Raw genomic sequence first — 18,612 nt, 5'->3', positions numbered from 1 at the left:
TGACTGTATTTGGGGCTGCTTTGCAGCCCAGCGGGGATAAATCCCCTCGCCACAACGGTGTTTCACTTGGGATTCAGGAAGCTGTCGGCACCGAGCTGTTATGCCACGCCAGCACCTGGCTCACACGGTTGTCCACGGTCTCGACGATTTCCAGTCGATACCGCCCGATCTTCAGGCATACCGGGCTTTCGGGGATGGTTTCCAGGGCTTCGGTCACCAGCCCGTTGAGGGTCTTGGGGCCATCGCAAGGCAGGTGCCAGCCCAGCGTCCTGTTCAACTCACGAATCGACGCCGCGCCATCGATCATCAGGCGACCGTCGGGCTGTGGGTGGACATGGGGGTTGTCGAAGCTGTGTTCGCTTTCGAATTCGCCGACGATTTCTTCGAGGATGTCTTCCAGGGTAACGATGCCCAGCACTTCGCCGTATTCGTCCACCACCATGCCCAGGCGCCGCTGCTGCTTGTGGAAATTCAGCAATTGCAGCTGCAGTGGTGTGCTCTCGGGCACGAAGTAGGGCTCGTGGGAGGCGGCCAGCAGCGCTTCCTTGGTCAGGCTCGCGTCCGCCAGCAGGTGGCGGATCTGGCGGGTGTTGAGCACCGCTTCGACCTGGTTGATATCGCTGTGGAACACCGGCAGGCGGGTACGGCGGTTCAGGCGTAGCTGTTCGATGATCTCGCCGATGGGGTCGTCGAGGTTGATGCCATCGACCTCGCTGCGGGGCACGAGGATATCGTTGACAGTGATGTTGTCCAGGGCGTGGATGCCGGAAATCGGGTGCAGCCGGCCGCTGTTGTGCTCCGTTTCATGCTCGCTGCGCGGTGGCGCGGGCATTTCATCGTCGCTCTGTTGCACCATGCTGGCCTTGCGCGCAAATGGGCGCAGCAACAATTGGCTGGCACCATTCAACAGCCAGGCAAACGGATAGAGGATCTTCAACGGTATGCCCAGCAAGGTGTTGCCCAGTGCCAGCACCGCTTCGGGCTGACGGGTGGCCAAGGTGCGCGGCAGGTAGTCGGCAAACACCAGCAGGGCGGCGCTGGTGCCGAGCCAGGCCACCCAGGGGCCGTTTTCCAGCCAGGTAAAAATCGCCAGCAAGGTGCCGATGACCACGGCCAGGGAGCGGCAGAGGGTGTTGCACAGGATCAGGCTGGCCAGCGGGAATGTCAGCGTTGCCAGGGGTTTGTCAGTGGCGCGCGACGCCGTGCGCTGGGCCAATAGATGTTGCTGGGCGGCTTCGATGGCGGTGAACAGGGCCGACCAGAGGATCAGCACCACCAGCACGGCAAACAGCGGCGCCACGGGCAACGTATCCATCAGGGCCGTCCGTCACACATGCAGGATGTATTCGCGGACCAGCTTGCTGCCGAAGTACGCGAGCATCAGCAGGCAGAAACCGGCCAGGGTCCAGCGAATCGCCTTGTGCCCGCGCCAGCCGAGGCGGTTGCGGCCCCACAGCAGCACGCTGAAGACTATCCATGCCAGGCAGGCGAGCAGGGTCTTGTGCACCAGGTGCTGGGCGAACAGGTTCTCGACGAACAACCAGCCGGAGATCAGCGACAGTGACAGCAGGCCCCAACCGGCCCAGAGGAAGCCGAATAGCAGGCTCTCCATGGTTTGCAACGGCGGGAAGTTGCGGATCAGCCCGGACGGGTGCTTGTTCTTGAGCTGATGGTCCTGCACCAATAGCAACAAGGCCTGGAACACCGCGATGGTGAACAGGCCATAGGCGAGGATCGACAGCAGGATGTGGGCAAGGATGCCCGGCTCTTCGTCGATGATCTGCACCGTGCCCGACGGCGCGAACTGCGCCAGCAACACCGTGGCCAGCCCTAGCGGGAACAGCAGTACCAGCAGGTTTTCCACCGGGATGCGCGAGCAGGCCACTAGTGTCAGGGCGATCACGGCGACGGCGATCAGGCTGGCGGCGTTGAAAAAGTCCAGGCCCAGGCCGATCGGCGTCATCAAATGGGTATAAAGGCTGGCCGCATGGCCGAGCACCGCCAGCACGCCAAGCGTGACCAGCAGGCGTTTGTTCGCCTTGGCGCCAGAGGCCAGGCGGGTGCCTTGATAGAAAGTCGCAGCGGCGTAGAGACAAGCGGCGGCGAGCGTGGCAAGCAAGCTGGGTGACAAGGGGAGCATAAATCCTGTTAGGCAAGCCCGAAAGGCGCTGAGTTTGGCATAGAACCCCCTTCGCACGAAAGACCACCGCAGCTGACAGTAAGGTGTACGTCGACCGCTTCTTCGCTATAATCCGCGACCTGCCCACGCCGCAGGCTCGCCGAGCACATTTTTCACGGTCTGGGCCGCCATTATCCCGGTCTCATCTGGGCCTGAAAGGATCGCGCATGTTTGAAAACCTAACCGACCGTCTCTCGCAGACGCTGCGCCATGTCACCGGCAAGGCGAAACTGACCGAGGACAACATCAAAGACACCCTGCGCGAAGTGCGCATGGCGTTGCTCGAAGCCGACGTCGCCCTGCCGGTGGTCAAGGACTTCGTCAATTCGGTCAAGGAACGCGCCGTCGGTACCGAGGTGTCGCGCAGCCTGACGCCGGGCCAGGCGTTCGTGAAGATCGTCCAGGCCGAACTCGAAAGCCTGATGGGCGCCGCCAACGAAGACCTGAACCTCGCCGCCGTACCGCCAGCGGTGGTGCTGATGGCTGGTCTGCAGGGCGCGGGCAAGACCACGACGGCCGGCAAGCTGGCGCGCTTCCTTAAAGAGCGCAAGAAGAAGTCGGTGATGGTGGTGTCCGCGGACATCTATCGTCCGGCGGCCATCAAGCAACTGGAAACCCTGGCCAACGATATCGGCGTGACGTTCTTCCCGTCCGACCTGAGCCAGAAGCCGGTGGACATCGCCCAGGCGGCTATTAAAGAAGCAAAGCTGAAGTTCATCGACGTGGTTATCGTCGATACCGCCGGTCGCCTGCACATCGATGAAGAGATGATGGGCGAGATCAAGGCGCTGCATGCCGCGATCAACCCGGTGGAGACCCTGTTCGTGGTCGACGCCATGACCGGCCAGGACGCGGCCAACACCGCCAAGGCGTTCGGTGACGCGCTGCCGCTGACCGGCGTGATCCTGACCAAGGTCGACGGCGATGCCCGTGGCGGTGCCGCGCTGTCGGTGCGCGCCATCACCGGCAAGCCGATCAAGTTCATCGGTATGGGCGAGAAGAGCGAAGCGCTCGAGCCGTTCCACCCCGAACGTATCGCTTCGCGCATCCTCGGCATGGGCGACGTGCTCAGCCTGATCGAGCAGGCCGAGCAGACCCTCGACAAGGACAAGGCCGACAAACTGGCCAAGAAGCTGAAGAAGGGCAAGGGCTTCGACCTCGAGGACTTCCGCGACCAGCTGCAACAAATGAAGAACATGGGCGGCCTCGGCGGGCTCATGGACAAACTGCCGAACATCGGTGGCGTGAACCTGGCGCAGATGGGCAACGCCCAGGGCGCGGCTGAAAAGCAGTTCAAGCAGATGGAAGCCATCATCAACTCCATGACCCCGGCCGAGCGCCGCGACCCTGACCTGATCAGCGGTTCGCGCAAGCGTCGTATCGCCATGGGTTCCGGCACCCAGGTGCAGGACATCGGTCGCTTGATCAAGCAGCACAAGCAGATGCAGAAGATGATGAAGAAATTCTCCGCCAAGGGCGGGATGGCCAAGATGATGCGCGGCATGGGCGGTATGTTGCCCGGCGGCGGCATGCCGAAAATGTAAAGAATCTGCGCCGGCTGTCATGTCGGCGTTGCCTCGCACGGATGCGGGGATCTCCAGCAAACCCGTGCTGCACGGGAGCTGACCTGCCGTTTTTCATGACGGCTCCATGGCAAATCTTGATCGCACGGCACCAGGCGCCGGAAAAAGTCATTTGCAAAAGTCCGGATATTCCTTAGAATATGCGGCCTTTCGGGCACCTATGCCCGCTGTGCATTTAGATTTGCAGCACCGACTACAGGAACGATGTTCACATGCTAACAATCCGTCTTGCCCTTGGCGGCTCCAAAAAGCGCCCGTTTTACCACCTGACCGTAACCGACAGCCGCAACCCGCGTGACGGTTCCCACAAGGAGCAGGTTGGTTTCTTCAACCCTGTTGCCCGTGGTCAGGAAGTTCGTCTGTCCGTGAACCAAGAGCGCGTAGCCTACTGGCTGAGCGTTGGTGCACAACCTTCTGAGCGCGTTGCTCAGTTGTTGAAGGAATCGGCTAAGGCTGCGGCCTGAGCAATATGAACGCGACGCCAAAAGATGCCGGTGATTTGATCGTTGTCGGCAAGATCTATTCTGTACATGGCGTTCGCGGCGAAGTGAAGGTGTATTCCTTTACTGATCCGATCAAGAACCTGTTGGACTACAAAACCTGGACGCTCAAGCGCGAAGGTAGCGTGAAACAGGTGGAGCTGGTCAGCGGACGTGGGAACGACAAGTTCCTGGTCGCAAAGCTCAAGGGTCTCGATGATCGTGAAGAAGCGCGTCTTCTGGCCGGTTATGAGATCTGCGTGCCGCGCAACCTGTTCCCTGAACTGACCGACGGCGAGTACTACTGGTACCAGCTAGTGGGTCTGAAGGTCATCGACCACCTCGGGCAATTGCTCGGGAAAATCGATCACCTGCTCGAGACCGGTTCGAACGATGTCATGGTGGTCAAGCCTTGCGTCGGCAGCCTGGATGATCGCGAACGCCTGTTGCCCTATACCGAGCAATGCGTGTTGGCCGTCGACCTTGCCGCAGGCGAGATGAAGGTGGAATGGGATGCGGATTTCTAAACGTGGCTAATTTGCGCGTTGAAGTCATCACATTGTTTCCCGAGATGTTTTCCGCTATCAGCGAGTACGGCATAACCAGCCGCGCGGTGAAACAGGAGCTGTTGCAGCTCACTTGTTGGAATCCGCGGGACTACACCACGGATCGACATCACACTGTGGACGATCGCCCGTTTGGCGGTGGTCCGGGCATGGTGATGAAGATCAAGCCCCTGGAAGATGCGCTGGTTCAGGCCAGGACGGCAGCCGGGGAGGGTGCGAAGGTGATCTACCTGTCGCCCCAAGGCCGCCAACTGACTCAGTCGGCGGTACGCGAGCTGGCGAAATCGGATGCATTGATCCTGATTGCCGGCCGTTATGAAGGCATTGACGAGCGTTTCATTGAAGCTCATGTCGATGAAGAGTGGTCGATTGGCGACTATGTACTGTCTGGCGGCGAGCTGCCGGCGATGGTCCTGATCGATGCGGTTACACGACTGCTGCCTGGAGCTTTAGGGCATGCGGATTCCGCTGAGGAAGATTCCTTTACGGATGGTCTGCTGGATTGCCCGCACTACACCCGACCGGAGGTGTATGCGGATCAGCGTGTTCCCGACGTGTTGCTAAGTGGCAACCACGCGCACATCCGGCGTTGGCGTTTACAGCAGTCCCTTGGTCGGACCTATGAACGACGCGCCGATCTTCTGGAAAGCCGCTCGCTTTCTGGAGAAGAGAAGAAGCTGCTCGAGGAATACATCCGCGAGCGGGACGATAGTTAACAACGTATCGATGGTGAGTCCGACGACTCGCCTTAGGAGCACAGCATGACTAACAAAATCATCCTTGCACTCGAAGCAGAGCAGATGACCAAAGAAATCCCTACCTTTGCCCCGGGCGACACCATTGTCGTTCAGGTGAAAGTGAAGGAAGGCGACCGTTCCCGTCTGCAAGCGTTCGAAGGCGTCGTTATCGCCAAGCGTAACCGTGGCGTGAACAGTGCATTCACCGTTCGTAAAATCTCCAACGGTGTCGGCGTAGAGCGTACTTTCCAGACCTACAGCCCGCAAATCGACAGCATGGCTGTGAAACGTCGCGGTGACGTGCGTAAAGCCAAGCTGTACTACCTGCGTGACCTGTCCGGTAAAGCAGCTCGCATCAAGGAAAAACTGGCTTAAGTCCAGCTTCCGATGCAAAAAAAAGCAGCCTGCGGGCTGCTTTTTTGTTGCCTGCGATTTGCTCTTTGAGCACCCTGCATGGCTTCATTTGCCCTTTCGATGCCGTGTGTGCCCGCATCCTTCAAGAGTTTTTATGCCAGCCATCGATCATCCGCTGATAGACCAGTTTCTCGACGCCCTGTGGCTTGAGAAGGGGCTGTCCGATAACACCCGCGATGCCTATCGCAGCGACTTGGCGCTGTTCAACGGTTGGTTGCAGGAAAACCACCTGGAGCTGGTCAATGCCGGCCGGGAGTTGATCCTCGATCATTTGGCCTGGCGCCTGGAGCAGAACTACAAACCACGCTCGACCGCGCGGTTTCTCTCCGGTTTGCGTGGGTTTTATCGCTACTTGCTGCGGGAAAAGCTGATTGCGGTGGACCCGACCTTGCGCGTGGAAATGCCGCAATTGGGGCGTCCGTTGCCCAAGTCCCTGTCGGAAGCCGATGTGGAAGCGTTGCTGGCGGCGCCCGACCTCAGCGAAGCCATCGGTCAGCGTGACCGAGCCATGTTGGAAGTCCTGTATGCCTGCGGCCTGCGTGTCACCGAGTTGATCAGCTTGACGCTGGAGCAGGTCAACCTGCGCCAGGGCGTGCTGCGGGTGATGGGCAAAGGCAGCAAGGAGCGCCTGGTGCCGATGGGGGAAGAGGCGATTGTCTGGGTCGAGCGCTACATGCGCGATGCCCGTCATGAACTGCTGGGCGGGCGTCCCAGCGACGTGCTGTTTCCCAGCCTGCGCGGCGAGCAGATGACCCGCCAGACCTTCTGGCACCGTATCAAGCACCAGGCCAAGGTGGCCGGGATCAACAAATCCCTCTCGCCCCACACCTTGCGCCATGCCTTCGCCACGCACCTGCTCAACCACGGCGCCGACTTGCGGGTGGTGCAGATGCTGCTGGGCCACAGCGACCTGTCCACCACTCAGATCTACACTCACGTTGCCCGGGCGCGGTTGCAGGACCTGCATGCCAAGCATCACCCGCGCGGCTGAATAAAATCCCCTGTGGGAGCAAGGCTTGTCCGCGATGAACGATAACGCGGCTCCGTTGTTACACCGCGGCGCGGCCATCGCGGGCAAGCCTTGCTTCCACAAGCCCGCCCCCACGGAAAAGCCGCCACCAACGTCGTGCGTCAGCGGCATTCGGTCACGCAGCCCTTATGTGGTAGGCTTTGCCGGTTTGCACAGTGGGCGGTTGGAACCCGAATCTGCGGGTCGGTGTTTCCCGTCTCATTTGTTCGCCTCAGGAGTCCCCATGCGTTTGATCCAGATGTTCACCGCCGCCGCCATTGCGTTGGCCAGTACCTTTGCCATCGCCGACGACGCGGCCGACAAGGCTATCCGCAAGAGCCTGGAAAACCTTCAGCTCGAAGTGCCGATCGAAACCATTTCGGCCAGCCCCATGGCCGGCCTGTATGAGGTCAAGCTCAAGGGCAGCCGCGTGCTTTACGCCAGCGCCGACGGTCAGTACATCGTCCAGGGCAACCTGTTCGAGCTCAAGGACGGCAAGCCGGTCAATCTCACCGAAATGACCGAGCGCCAGGGCATTTCCAAGTTGATCAACGGCATTCCAGTCGCTGAAACCGTGGTTTACCCGGCGATTGGCGAAACCAAATCCCACATCACGGTGTTCACTGACACCACCTGCCCGTATTGCCACAAGCTGCACGCCGAAGTGCCGGAGCTGAACAAGCGCGGCATCGAAGTGCGCTATGTTGCGTTCCCGCGCCAGGGCCTGGGCTCGCCAGGCGATGAGCAGTTGCAGGCGGTCTGGTGCTCCAAGGACAAGAAAGCGGCCATGGACAAGATGGTCGATGGCAAGGAAATCAAGGCCGCCAAGTGCGAGAACCCGGTTTCCAAGCAGTTCGCCTTGGGCCAGTCCATTGGCGTGAACGGTACGCCGGCCATCGTTTTGGCCGACGGCCAGGTGATTCCAGGCTACCAGCCGGCGCCACAAGTCGCCAAACTGGCACTGGGCGCGAAATGATCATGGGCGATTCGCTTCTGAAGATCACGGCTCGGCGAAAACCTTCGTCGGGCCGTTAAACACAAAGTCGCGTTGCTGCGCGGCTGTATTTCACGGCCGACCTTGCGTCGGCCGTTTCATGGGGAGTCAAGAGTGAATCCGGTCAAAGTAGGCATCTGTGGGTTAGGTACCGTCGGTGGCGGCACCTTCAACGTACTTCAGCGCAACGCCGAGGAAATTGCTCGTCGTGCCGGGCGTGGGATCGAAGTGGCACAAATTGCCATGCGCACGCCAAAGCCTCAGTTCCAGACGACCGGTATTGCGATTACCAACGATGTCTTCGAAGTGGCCACGAACCCTGAGATCGACATCGTCATAGAGCTGGTGGGCGGCTATACCGTTGCCCGCGAGTTGGTACTCAAGGCCATCGAGAATGGCAAGCATGTGGTCACCGCGAACAAGGCGCTTATCGCTGTTCACGGTAATGAAATTTTCGCCAAGGCCCGCGAGAAGGGCGTGATCGTGGCTTTCGAAGCCGCCGTGGCCGGTGGTATCCCGGTGATCAAGGCGATCCGCGAAGGCCTGTCGGCCAACCGTATCAACTGGGTCGCGGGGATCATCAACGGCACCGGCAACTTCATCCTCACCGAGATGCGCGAGAAGGGTCGCACCTTCGAGGACGTGCTCGCCGAAGCCCAGGCCCTGGGTTACGCCGAGGCGGATCCGACATTCGACGTGGAAGGCATCGACGCAGCGCACAAACTGACGATCCTGGCCTCCATTGCGTTCGGCATTCCATTGCAGTTCGACAAGGCCTACACCGAAGGCATCACCAAGCTGACCACCGCTGACGTGAACTACGCCGAAGCCCTGGGCTATCGCATCAAGCACCTGGGCGTGGCGCGCAGCACCGCCAACGGCATCGAGCTGCGTGTGCACCCGACCTTGATCCCGGCCGATCGCCTGATCGCCAACGTCAACGGCGTGATGAACGCGGTAATGGTCAACGGCGATGCCTCCGGCTCGACGTTGTTCTATGGCGCTGGCGCGGGCATGGAACCGACGGCCTCTTCGGTGATTGCCGACCTGGTGGACGTGGTTCGCGCCATGACCTCGGACCCGGAAAACCGTGTGCCACACCTGGCCTTCCAGCCGGATTCGCTGTCGGCTCACCCGATTCTTCCGATCGAAGCGTGCGAAAGCTCCTACTACCTGCGCATCCAGGCCAAGGACCATCCGGGCGTGCTGGCCCAAGTGGCGAGTATCCTTTCGGAACGCGGCATCAACATCGAGTCGATCATGCAGAAGGAAGTCGAGGAACACGACGGCCTGGTGCCGATGATCCTGCTGACCCACCGTGTGGTCGAGCAGCGCATCAACGATGCGATTGCGGCGCTGGAAGCGCTCCAGGGGGTCGTTGGCCCGGTGGTCCGTATCCGCGTTGAACATTTGAATTAATTTAGCGGCAAGCGCTAAGTTGCAGGCTGCGAACGAAGGCAAACGTGCCTTTGATGTGTAGCTTGCAGCTTCAACGCTTGAAGCCCAAACCGAAGGTTTGCCCCATGCGCTATATCAGCACCCGCGGCCAGGCACCGGCCCTGAATTTCGAAGATGTCCTCCTGGCCGGCCTGGCCACGGACGGCGGTCTCTATGTGCCGGAAAACCTGCCGCGCTTCACCCAGGAAGAAATCGCTTCCTGGGCCGGCCTGCCGTATCACGAACTGGCCTTCCGGGTCATGCGTCCGTTCGTCACCGGCAGCATCCCGGACGCCGATTTCAAAAAGATCCTGGAAGAGACCTATGGCGTCTTTTCCCACAACGCCATCGCCCCATTGCGTCAGCTCAACGGTAACGAGTGGGTGATGGAGCTGTTCCACGGCCCGACCCTGGCCTTCAAGGACTTCGCCCTGCAATTGCTCGGTCGCCTGCTGGACTACGTGCTGCAAAAGCGTGGCGAGCGTGTGGTGATCGTCGGTGCCACCTCTGGCGACACCGGCTCGGCGGCCATCGAAGGCTGCAAGCATTGCGAGAACGTCGACATTTTCATCCTGCACCCGCACAACCGGGTCTCGGAAGTGCAGCGTCGGCAGATGACGACGATTTTCGGCGATAACATCCACAACATCGCCATCGAAGGCAACTTCGATGACTGCCAGGAAATGGTCAAGGCCAGTTTCGCCGACCAGAGCTTCCTCAAGGGCACGCGGCTGGTGGCGGTAAACTCGATCAACTGGGCGCGGATCATGGCCCAGATCGTTTATTACTTCCATGCGGCCCTGCAACTGGGCGGCCCGGCTCGCTCGGTGTCGTTCTCGGTGCCGACCGGCAACTTCGGCGATATCTTCGCCGGCTACCTGGCGCGCAACATGGGCCTGCCGATCAACCAAATGATCGTCGCCACCAACCGCAACGACATCCTGCACCGCTTCATGAGTGGCAACCAGTACGTCAAGGAAACCCTGCACGCCACGCTCTCGCCGTCCATGGACATCATGGTGTCGTCGAACTTCGAGCGCCTGCTGTTCGATCTGCATGGTCGCAATGGGGCGGCGATTGCCGGCCTGATGGACAGCTTCCGCCAGGGTGGTGGTTTCAGCGTCGAGCCTGAGCGCTGGACCGAAGCCCGCAAGCTGTTTGATTCGCTGGCCGTAGACGATGAGCAGACCTGCGAAACCATCGCCGAGGTGTTCGGGCAGAGCGGTGAACTGCTCGATCCGCACACGGCCATCGGCGTCAGGGCCGCCCGTGAGTGCCGTCGCAGCCTGGACATCCCGATGGTGATCCTGGGCACGGCTCACCCGGTCAAGTTCCCGGAAGCGGTGGAGAAAGCAGGTGTAGGAAAAGCGCTCGAACTACCTGCGCATCTTTCTGATTTGTTTGAACGAGATGAGCGTTGCACCGTGTTGCCCAATGACTTGAAGGCCGTGCAGGCCTTTGTCAGCCAGCATGGCAACCGCGGCAAGCCGCTCTGACCGCGTAAACCTGTCACATTTTGAAGCCCGTCTCCTGACGGGCTTTCTTGTTTCTGCATGCCAAACTGGTCGGGTTTCGCCCTTGGAGGAACGGGCGAGTCATCTCGAAGGAAATGCAGATGTCGTTTTTTATCAAAGGCAAGCCCGCCTTGGGCTGGGTAATGGGCCTGGCGCTGATGTACTCGGCGCAGGGGGGTAACGCGGCGCAGTTGGCGGCTTTTGAAACGCCGCCGTTCAATCCTGGCGAGCGCCTGGTGCTGGATGCGCAGGAATTGAAGTGGATCAAGGAGAACCCCAGGGTCATCGTGGCGACGATGCAGTTTCCGTTGTACCTGTTCAAGAATGAACAGGGGCAGTGGAACGGACTGAACCACGACATTCTCCAGCGCATCGCGCAAATGACCGGCCTTGAGTTCGTGCATCGGGAGTCGTTCTCCCCCGGCGAGTTGCTGACGATGCTGGAGAATGGCGAGGCCGACATGACGACCCTGCTGGCGATGAATGAAGAACGTAGGGATTTTCTGAGTTTCAGTCATGCATTCGGCGGTTCCGGCTGGGTATTCGTCGGCCGTGACGGGGAATCGTCCCTTCATTCGCTGGAGCAGCTTGAGGGGAAGGTCCTGGCATTGCCGGCACGGCATGCGTTGGAAGCGGAAATCAGGCGCGATTACCCGGCGATCAAATTGCGCACGACCAAGACCTATGGCGAGGCGCGGGCGTTGGTAGAGAGCCGAGAGGCCTATGCCACCATCGAAAATGAAACCGGGGTGCATCTCTATCCAGCCGGGCAATTGCAGGTAGGCAGCGGCCTCGAGGGCAAGTGGGAGCCTGACTACCTGGCGGTACGCCAGGACCTGACCGCGCTGTTGAGCATCTTGAATAAAGCCTTGGAAGCTTTTCCGGCCGAAGACATGCGCGCGCTGCGTACCAAGTGGATGGCCGGCATTACGCCGGTCCAGGCGCCATCGATCTGGGAGCGGCTGTCTCGCTGGGGTTACTGGTGTGTGGCCGTGGTCGTGGTCTTTGGCCTCTTGTCCCTGCTATGGAACCGCCGCCTGCAGATTCAGATCGATCAACGCCTCAAGGCCGAAGCAGTCCTCAAGGATCAGTTGATGCTTCAGCGATCATTGATGGATGCCATTCCCGACCCGATTTTCATCCGTGACCTGGAGGGGCGCCTGATCATGTGCAACAAAAGCTATGAGGACCAGTTTGCGACCCGCTTCGAAAAGCTTCGGGGCACGCGGCTGACGGATTCGGTGGCGTTCCCGCCAGCCACCGCCGAGCTGCTGCATGGGGAGGTGATGGAGCAATTGCGCACTGGCCAGTCTCGGTTCGTCGACCGGCAGCTGATGTTCAGCGGTCAATTGCGGGAAATCTATCACTGGTCGGTGCCTTTCTATGGGGCCGACGGGCAATTGCGCGGCATTCTGGGGGGCTGGTCCGATGTCGGGCGGCGTTTGCGCCGTTGCGAAAGGTTCATGGCTTGATGCCGACCGTCACCACGCAAAGGCTGCTAGAGAAAGCTGTTGTTTGCCTGTCATATTGGACGCGCATGCTCGGTGGAACAGATTGAAGGCGTGCCGGTTCGGTGCGCTGACGAACTTTCTGCTGCGGCCCACGGTCACTTACTGTGAACATGCAGTTGTTTTCGGACTATTGAAGGGTGAGCGAATGGAAAGTATCAGCCTATTGCTGGGTGAGGCTTTGAGCCCGTATCAGGTCACGCTGACTCCCTCCGGCGCCAAGGGCGAATGCCTGGTGACGCTGAAGAATGCCTCCGGGGCCATTATGGTCGAGCGAGTGTTCAATCAGGCCCAATTGACCGATAAGCGTCAGTTGACGGATGTGGTCGATGGCCTGCATCGCGATGTGCTGATTGCCGAGGGCCGCCTGGAGCCTTGTGTGATTGCGGCGCTGCGTAATCTGGCGCGTGACAAGGTCATGGGCGCGGCGAATTGACCGGGATTTTGTGGGAACCTTCCTACTGCCTAATGAGTCAGACTCTTTACCAACAAGAGCGAGCATTGTGCTCCGGTGCTTGTCGCTTGTTGTACGGACCTTGAAATGGTCACGTTTAACCCCGAGTTGTCTCCCCACTTCTCGGGGTTTCTTTTTGCCTGGCGTTTACGTTTTTGCGTGTTGGGGCAGGTGCTGGAGTCTTTGTGGGAGCGAGCCTGCTCGCGATTGCGGTGTGCCAGTCGACATCAAGTCGGCTGAACCGACGCTATCGCGAGCAAGCTTGCTCCCACAGTCGATTTTCAGTGGGCCGCCGGTTTTCGCTCGCAGCATGGTGCATCAAATGGCGCCGTCGCTGCGCAGCTTGGCGATCTGCTGCGCGTCGTAGCCCAGCTCGCCGAGCACCTGGGCGTTGTGCTCCCCCAGCGCTGGCCCGACCCATTCGGAGGTGCCCGGGGTGTCGGAAAGCTTCGGTACGATTCCCGGCATCTTGAACGCCTTGCCGTCCGGCAGCTTGGCCTGCAGGAACATTTCACGGGCCAGGAATTGCGGGTCGCTGAACATATCCTCGGCACTGAAGATCCGGCTGGCCGGGACCTCGGCCTGGTTCAATCGGTCGATGACGGTATCGAGCGGCAGCGAGTTGACCCAGCGATCGATGACCCCGTACAGCTCGTCACGACGCTCGTCACGGCCATCATTGCTGGCCAGTTGCGGGTCGTTGGCCAGGTCGTCGCGGCCGATGATTTGCATGAAGCGCTTGAAGATCGCGTCGCCGTTGGCACCAATCTGCACGTGCTTGCCATCGGCGCTGGTGTGGATGGACGAGGGGGTGATGCCGGGCATGATGTTGCCGGTGCGTTCGCGGATGAAGCCGAACACGTCGAATTCCGGCACCATGCTTTCCATCATGGCGAAAATTGCCTCGTACAAGGCCACGTCCACCACTTGCCCGGTCCCGCCGTTGATCTCGCGGTGACGCAGGGCCATCAATGCGCCAATCACGCCCCAGAGGGCGGCGATGGAGTCGCCGATGGAAATCCCGGTGCGCACGGGCGGGCGGTCCTCGAAGCCGGTGATGTAGCGCAGGCCGCCCATGGATTCGCCCACCGCGCCAAACCCTGGCTGATCTTTCATCGGCCCGGTCTGGCCGAAGCCTGACAGCCGCACCATCACCAGTTTCGGGTTCAGTGCATGCAGCACGTCCCAGCCCAGGCCGAGCTTCTCCAGCACGCCGGGGCGGAAGTTCTCGATCAGGATGTCGGCTTCGCCGAGCAGTTTTTTCAGGATCGCCAGGCCTTCGGGGTGCTTGAGGTTCAGGGTCAGGGATTTTTTGTTGCGCGCCTGGACGAACCACCACAGCGAGGTGCCTTCGTACAGCTTGCGCCACTTGCGCAGCGGATCACCGCCGTCGGGCGATTCGACCTTGATGATCTCGGCACCGAACTCGCCGCAGATTCGCGAGGCGAAGGGGCCGGCGATCAAGGTGCCGAGTTCGACGACTTTGACGCCAGCAAGGGGTTTGGCAGTAAGCGACATGACAGATCCTGTAGGACAAAGGCAGAACGAATAGAGCGTTTTATCATAGGCCAAGGCCGGTCGCCGCAGGTTGATGGTCGGCAATTCGTGGATTGCCCGCGTCATCGGTTAGACTTGCCGCCTTTCCTCGTATCAAGAAGCCCGTTCATGGCCCAGCCGTCCACGACTTATAAGTTTGAACTGAACCTCACCGACCTCGACCGCAATGTGTATGAGAATGTGAAGCAGACCATTGCCCGCCATCCTTCGGAAACCGAAGAGCGCATGACCGTGCGCCTGTTGGCCTACGCATTCTGGTACAACGAGCTGCTAGCGTTTGGTCGTGGTCTGTCAGACGTCGATGAACCTGCGCTGTGGGAAAAAAGCCTGGATGACCGTGTTTTGCACTGGATCGAAGTCGGCCAGCCTGACGCAGACCGCCTGACCTGGTGCTCGCGCCGCACCGAGCGCACCAGCCTGCTGGCCTACGGCAGCCTGCGGGTGTGGGAAGGCAAGGTGATCCCGGCGGTCAAGAGCCTGAAAAACGTCAATATCGCCGCCGTGCCCCAGGAAGTGCTGGAAACCCTGGCCCAGGATATGCCTCGGGTAATCAAGTGGGACGTGATGATCAGTGAGGGCACGATTTTCGTGACCGACGACCGTGGCCAGCATGAAGTCCAGCTGCAATGGTTGCTGGGCGAGCGCGGCTGATCCATTGACGCGGTATTGAGTGGACCATTGTGGGAGCGGGCTTGCTCGCGAAGACGGTAGATCAGTTTGCATCTATGTTGATATGCCGCCGCCTTCGCGAGCAAGTCCGCTCCCACACAAGCTCCCTCGTAACAATTCCCATGACTTATAGAGAAATGTCCGTCACCCCATGCGCATAGAACCCCGCCAACTGCCCGACACCCTGCCATTTCTCGGTGACCTGCCGCCGCTGTTGACCCGCCTGTACGCAGCGCGTGGCGTGCAGTCCGAGGCTGAACTGGACAAGAGCCTGGCGCGCTTGATTCCTTATCAGCAGCTCAAGGGGATCGACGCCGCGGTGGATCTGCTGGTGACGGCGCTGGAACAACGCCAGCGCATCCTGATCGTCGGTGACTTCGATGCCGATGGCGCGACCGCCAGCACCGTCGGCATGCTGGGGCTGCGGCTGCTCGGCGCGGCCCATGTCGACTATCTGGTGCCCAACCGCTTCGAATATGGCTATGGGCTGACCCCGGAAATCGTCGAAGTCGCGCTGACTCGCGAACCGCAGTTGCTGATCACCGTGGACAACGGCATTTCCAGCGTGGAAGGCGTGGCGGCGGCGAAAGCGGCGGGGCTCAAGGTGCTGGTCACCGACCACCACTTGCCGGGCCTCGAACTGCCGCTGGCCGATGCGATCGTCAATCCGAACCAGCCGGGCTGCGAATTCCCGAGCAAGGCGCTGGCGGGTGTCGGGGTTATTTTTTACGTGCTGATGGCGTTGCGGGCCCGTCTGCGCAGCCTGGGTTGGTACACCAGTAACCCCCAGCCGAACATTGGCGAACTGTTGGACCTGGTGGCCCTGGGCAGCGTGGCCGACGTGGTGCCCCTGGATGCCAATAATCGCATTCTGGTGCACCAGGGCCTGGAGCGGATTCGTGCTGGGCGTGCTCGTCCCGGGATCAAGGCCATTCTCGAAGTGGCCAAGCGTGACCATTCACGTATTACCTCCACGGACCTCGGGTTTATCCTCGGTCCGCGTCTGAATGCGGCGGGGCGCCTGGATGACATGAGCCTGGGTATCGAGTGCCTGCTCACCGACGACGCGGCCCTGGCGCGGGAGATGGCGGCGCAACTCGACGGCATGAACCAGGACCGCAAATCCATCGAGCAGGGCATGCAGCGCGAAGCATTGGCCCAGCTCAAGGACCTGCCGGTGGAATCGATGCCATTCGGTTTGTGCCTGTTCGATCCGCAGTGGCACCAGGGCGTGATCGGCATCCTCGCCTCGCGGATGAAAGAGCGCTATTTCCGCCCGACCATCGCCTTTGCCGACGCCGGCGACGGTTTGCTCAAGGGCTCGGGTCGTTCGGTGCCGGGCTTCCACATTCGCGATGCGCTGAGCGTGGTGGCGGCGCAGCATCCGACCCTGATCAGCAAGTACGGCGGTCACGCCATGGCGGCGGGCCTGACCTTGCCGGAAGCGAATTTCCCATTGTTCGCCGAGGCGTTCGACGCTGAAGTGCGCCGGCAATTGCGCGAAGAAGACCTGACCGGTCGGCTGTTGTCGGACGGCACCCTGGCGGTGGAGGAGTTCCACTTGGAACTGGCCCGGGCGCTGCGTCATGCCGGCCCCTGGGGTCAGCATTTCCCGGAGCCGATGTTCCACGGCGTGTTCCAGTTGGTCGAACAGCGGGTGGTGGGCGAACGGCACCTGAAGGTGGTGCTCAAGAGCGAATGCGGCTCGGTGAAGCTCGATGGCATCGCCTTTGGCATCGACCGCGAGATCTGGCCCAACCCCACCGTGCGCTGGGTGGAACTGGCCTACAAGCTCGACCTCAACGAATTCCGCGGCCAGGAAACGGTGCAGTTGATGATTGCCCATATCGAGCCGCGGTAGATACAAGTGTTATCTATCAGGTGATAGCACTTGTGGCGAGGGGATTTATCCCCGCTCGGCTGCGAAGCAGTCGTGGAACCGGCCAGCGCCGTTTGGCTGAGGAAATGCGGTGCAGGAATATTTAGGGGCTGCTGCGCAGCCCAGCGGGGATAAATCCCCTCGCCACACAGTGACCGACCCAAGGGGGAGCAAGCCCTCTCGTCACACCGTCGGTTTTTAAGTTCTGAACCCTCCCGCCTCCCGGGTTGTCGACTAGGCTCTAAGCACTGCTTGATAGCCGTTGTGACGTCTTGTCGATTTTCGTTGCCCGCGGGGGCGGGTGTTGCACCTTTTGTCACTCGTCGACTTTTCAAACAGAACCCTGGAGCCTGCCCACTGATTCGAGAGGTGCCCCATGAGTCTGCTGTTGGAACCCTATACTCTTCGTCAATTGACCCTGCCCAATCGCATCGCGGTATCGCCGATGTGCCAGTATTCAAGCACCGATGGCCTGGCCAATGATTGGCACCTGGTGCACTTGGGCAGCCGCGCCGTGGGCGGTGCCGGCCTGGTGTTCACCGAAGCCACCGCCGTGACCGCCGACGGCCGCATCACCGCCCAGGACCTGGGGCTGTGGAACGATGAACAGATCGAACCCCTGCAACGCATCACCCGTTTCATCACCGCCCAAGGGGCTGTGCCGGGTATACAACTGGCCCATGCCGGGCGTAAGGCCAGCACCTGGCGCCCCTGGTTGGGCAAGCATGGCAGCGTTAAACCAGCGGACGGCGGCTGGGTTCCGGTCGGTCCTTCGCCGATTGCCTTTGACCCGCAGCACACCCAGCCGGTGCAACTGGACGAAGGGCAGATCGCCGGTGTCATCCAGGCCTTCGTGGATTCGGCCAAGCGCGCTCTTACGGCCGGCTTCAAGGTGGTCGAGGTCCACGCGGCCCATGGTTATCTGCTGCATCAGTTCCTGTCACCCTTGAGCAATCAGCGCCGCGATCAATACGGCGGTTCGTTCGAGAACCGCATCCGCCTGGTGCTGCAAGTCACCGAGGCGGTGAGGGCCGTATGGCCTGAAGAGCTGCCTGTGTTCGTTCGTGTCTCCGCCACCGACTGGGTCGAGGACGGTTGGAACCCGGATGAAACCGTGGAGCTGGCGCGACGCTTCAGGGCCCTGGGGGTGGACTTGATCGATGTGTCATCCGGTGGCACCGCCGCGAATGCGGAAATTCCCACCGGCCCGGGCTACCAGACACGCTTTGCCGAGCGGGTACGCAAGGAGTCGGAAATCGCCACCGGCACCGTCGGCATGATCACCGAACCGGCCCAGGCCGAACACATCCTGCGCACCTGCCAGGCCGACATCATTTTCCTCGCCCGGGAGCTGTTGCGCGATCCGTACTGGGCCCTGCATGCCGATGATGACTTGGGTGGACGCAAGGCTACATGGCCGGCGCAGTACCAGCGGGCCACGCATCGGGACCAGCCGATTCATGAGTCGGATTTGCGGGATTGAGTGCTTGGTAAAACCAAAAGCCCCGGTCGTCATTGGCCGGGGCTTTTTGTTTGTTTGAAAAAAATTGGTGCTTGTACCGGCCTCATCGCGAGCAGGCTCGCTCCCACAGTGGATCTGTTGTGTGGCGCGGATAGCGTTCACAACAAGGCT

General features: G+C 60.6%; 17 protein-coding genes. 14 read left to right on the top strand and 3 right to left on the bottom strand.

Translation table 11 applies throughout. The features are described from left to right. Window positions 1–73: 73 nt before the first annotated feature. On the bottom strand, window positions 74–1,315 hold the full coding sequence (locus tag AC30D9_RS12070; RefSeq protein WP_134922930.1) for an HlyC/CorC family transporter: 1,242 nt from the start codon (window positions 1,313–1,315) through the stop codon (window positions 74–76). Window positions 1,316–1,327: 12 nt separating this feature from the next. Further along, complete coding sequence (locus AC30D9_RS12065; RefSeq protein ID WP_134922931.1) at window positions 1,328–2,140, bottom strand: cytochrome C assembly family protein; 813 nt, start codon at window positions 2,138–2,140, stop codon at window positions 1,328–1,330. Between the two features lie 206 nt (window positions 2,141–2,346). Here AC30D9_RS12065 and ffh point away from each other — a divergent pair, with 206 nt between their 5' ends. The 11 genes from ffh to AC30D9_RS12010 all read left to right on the top strand — a co-directional run bounded on the left by ffh (window position 2,347) and on the right by AC30D9_RS12010 (window position 12,856). Then, window positions 2,347–3,723, top strand: a complete 1,377-nt coding sequence (ffh, locus tag AC30D9_RS12060) for a signal recognition particle protein (RefSeq protein ID WP_134922932.1) — start codon at window positions 2,347–2,349, stop codon at window positions 3,721–3,723. A 251-nt stretch (window positions 3,724–3,974) separates the two neighbouring features. Next, window positions 3,975–4,226: a 30S ribosomal protein S16 gene (rpsP, locus tag AC30D9_RS12055; protein WP_003198088.1), complete on the top strand. Its 252-nt coding sequence runs from the start codon at window positions 3,975–3,977 to the stop codon at window positions 4,224–4,226. A gap of 5 nt (window positions 4,227–4,231) precedes the next feature. Beyond that, window positions 4,232–4,768 (top strand): ribosome maturation factor RimM, encoded by a 537-nt coding sequence (gene rimM / locus AC30D9_RS12050; protein WP_053182269.1) that lies wholly within the window; start codon window positions 4,232–4,234, stop codon window positions 4,766–4,768. Further along, window positions 4,750–5,523: a tRNA (guanosine(37)-N1)-methyltransferase TrmD gene (gene trmD / locus AC30D9_RS12045; RefSeq protein WP_170842268.1), complete on the top strand. Its 774-nt coding sequence runs from the start codon at window positions 4,750–4,752 to the stop codon at window positions 5,521–5,523. Before rimM ends, trmD begins: the two co-directional genes overlap by 19 nt. Before the next feature lie 45 nt (window positions 5,524–5,568). Beyond that, entirely contained in the window at window positions 5,569–5,919 is a 351-nt protein-coding gene (gene rplS / locus AC30D9_RS12040) for a 50S ribosomal protein L19 (protein WP_003175895.1), read from the top strand. A gap of 133 nt (window positions 5,920–6,052) precedes the next feature. After that, on the top strand, window positions 6,053–6,949 hold the full coding sequence (gene xerD, locus AC30D9_RS12035; RefSeq protein WP_092202311.1) for a site-specific tyrosine recombinase XerD: 897 nt from the start codon (window positions 6,053–6,055) through the stop codon (window positions 6,947–6,949). Window positions 6,950–7,211: 262 nt separating this feature from the next. Further along, window positions 7,212–7,943 carry a DsbC family protein gene (locus AC30D9_RS12030; RefSeq protein ID WP_063322825.1) on the top strand — a complete coding sequence of 244 codons (732 nt, stop codon included), beginning with the start codon at window positions 7,212–7,214 and terminating at the stop codon, window positions 7,941–7,943. A 132-nt stretch (window positions 7,944–8,075) separates the two neighbouring features. After that, window positions 8,076–9,380 (top strand): homoserine dehydrogenase, encoded by a 1,305-nt coding sequence (locus AC30D9_RS12025; RefSeq protein WP_003198098.1) that lies wholly within the window; start codon window positions 8,076–8,078, stop codon window positions 9,378–9,380. Between the two features lie 104 nt (window positions 9,381–9,484). Continuing rightward, complete coding sequence (gene thrC / locus AC30D9_RS12020) at window positions 9,485–10,894, top strand: threonine synthase (protein ID WP_490144090.1); 1,410 nt, start codon at window positions 9,485–9,487, stop codon at window positions 10,892–10,894. 119 nt (window positions 10,895–11,013) lie between these two features. After that, a complete protein-coding gene (locus AC30D9_RS12015; protein ID WP_134922933.1) occupies window positions 11,014–12,384 on the top strand; it encodes a transporter substrate-binding domain-containing protein in 1,371 nt (456 codons plus the stop codon). Window positions 12,385–12,568: 184 nt separating this feature from the next. After that, window positions 12,569–12,856 carry a DUF3509 domain-containing protein gene (locus AC30D9_RS12010; RefSeq protein ID WP_109753651.1) on the top strand — a complete coding sequence of 96 codons (288 nt, stop codon included), beginning with the start codon at window positions 12,569–12,571 and terminating at the stop codon, window positions 12,854–12,856. A 336-nt stretch (window positions 12,857–13,192) separates the two neighbouring features. Here the strand turns inward: AC30D9_RS12010 and AC30D9_RS12005 are convergent, their stop codons facing one another. Continuing rightward, complete coding sequence (locus AC30D9_RS12005) at window positions 13,193–14,392, bottom strand: CaiB/BaiF CoA transferase family protein (RefSeq protein ID WP_490144089.1); 1,200 nt, start codon at window positions 14,390–14,392, stop codon at window positions 13,193–13,195. Between the two features lie 147 nt (window positions 14,393–14,539). Here AC30D9_RS12005 and AC30D9_RS12000 point away from each other — a divergent pair, with 147 nt between their 5' ends. The 3 genes from AC30D9_RS12000 to AC30D9_RS11990 all read left to right on the top strand — a co-directional run bounded on the left by AC30D9_RS12000 (window position 14,540) and on the right by AC30D9_RS11990 (window position 18,462). Further along, complete coding sequence (locus tag AC30D9_RS12000) at window positions 14,540–15,082, top strand: YaeQ family protein (protein ID WP_134922935.1); 543 nt, start codon at window positions 14,540–14,542, stop codon at window positions 15,080–15,082. A gap of 169 nt (window positions 15,083–15,251) precedes the next feature. Continuing rightward, the gene (gene recJ, locus AC30D9_RS11995) at window positions 15,252–16,961 is read left to right on the top strand and encodes a single-stranded-DNA-specific exonuclease RecJ (protein ID WP_490144088.1); all 1,710 of its coding nucleotides are present in this window, start codon (window positions 15,252–15,254) and stop codon (window positions 16,959–16,961) included. A gap of 394 nt (window positions 16,962–17,355) precedes the next feature. Next, window positions 17,356–18,462: an NADH:flavin oxidoreductase/NADH oxidase gene (locus AC30D9_RS11990; protein ID WP_063322819.1), complete on the top strand. Its 1,107-nt coding sequence runs from the start codon at window positions 17,356–17,358 to the stop codon at window positions 18,460–18,462. Window positions 18,463–18,612: the final 150 nt, after the last annotated feature.

This window comes from Pseudomonas sp. DF11 (genome assembly GCF_058148565.1).
Note: the sequence above shows the minus strand (reverse complement) of the source record. Positions and strands in the feature narration are given on the sequence as shown.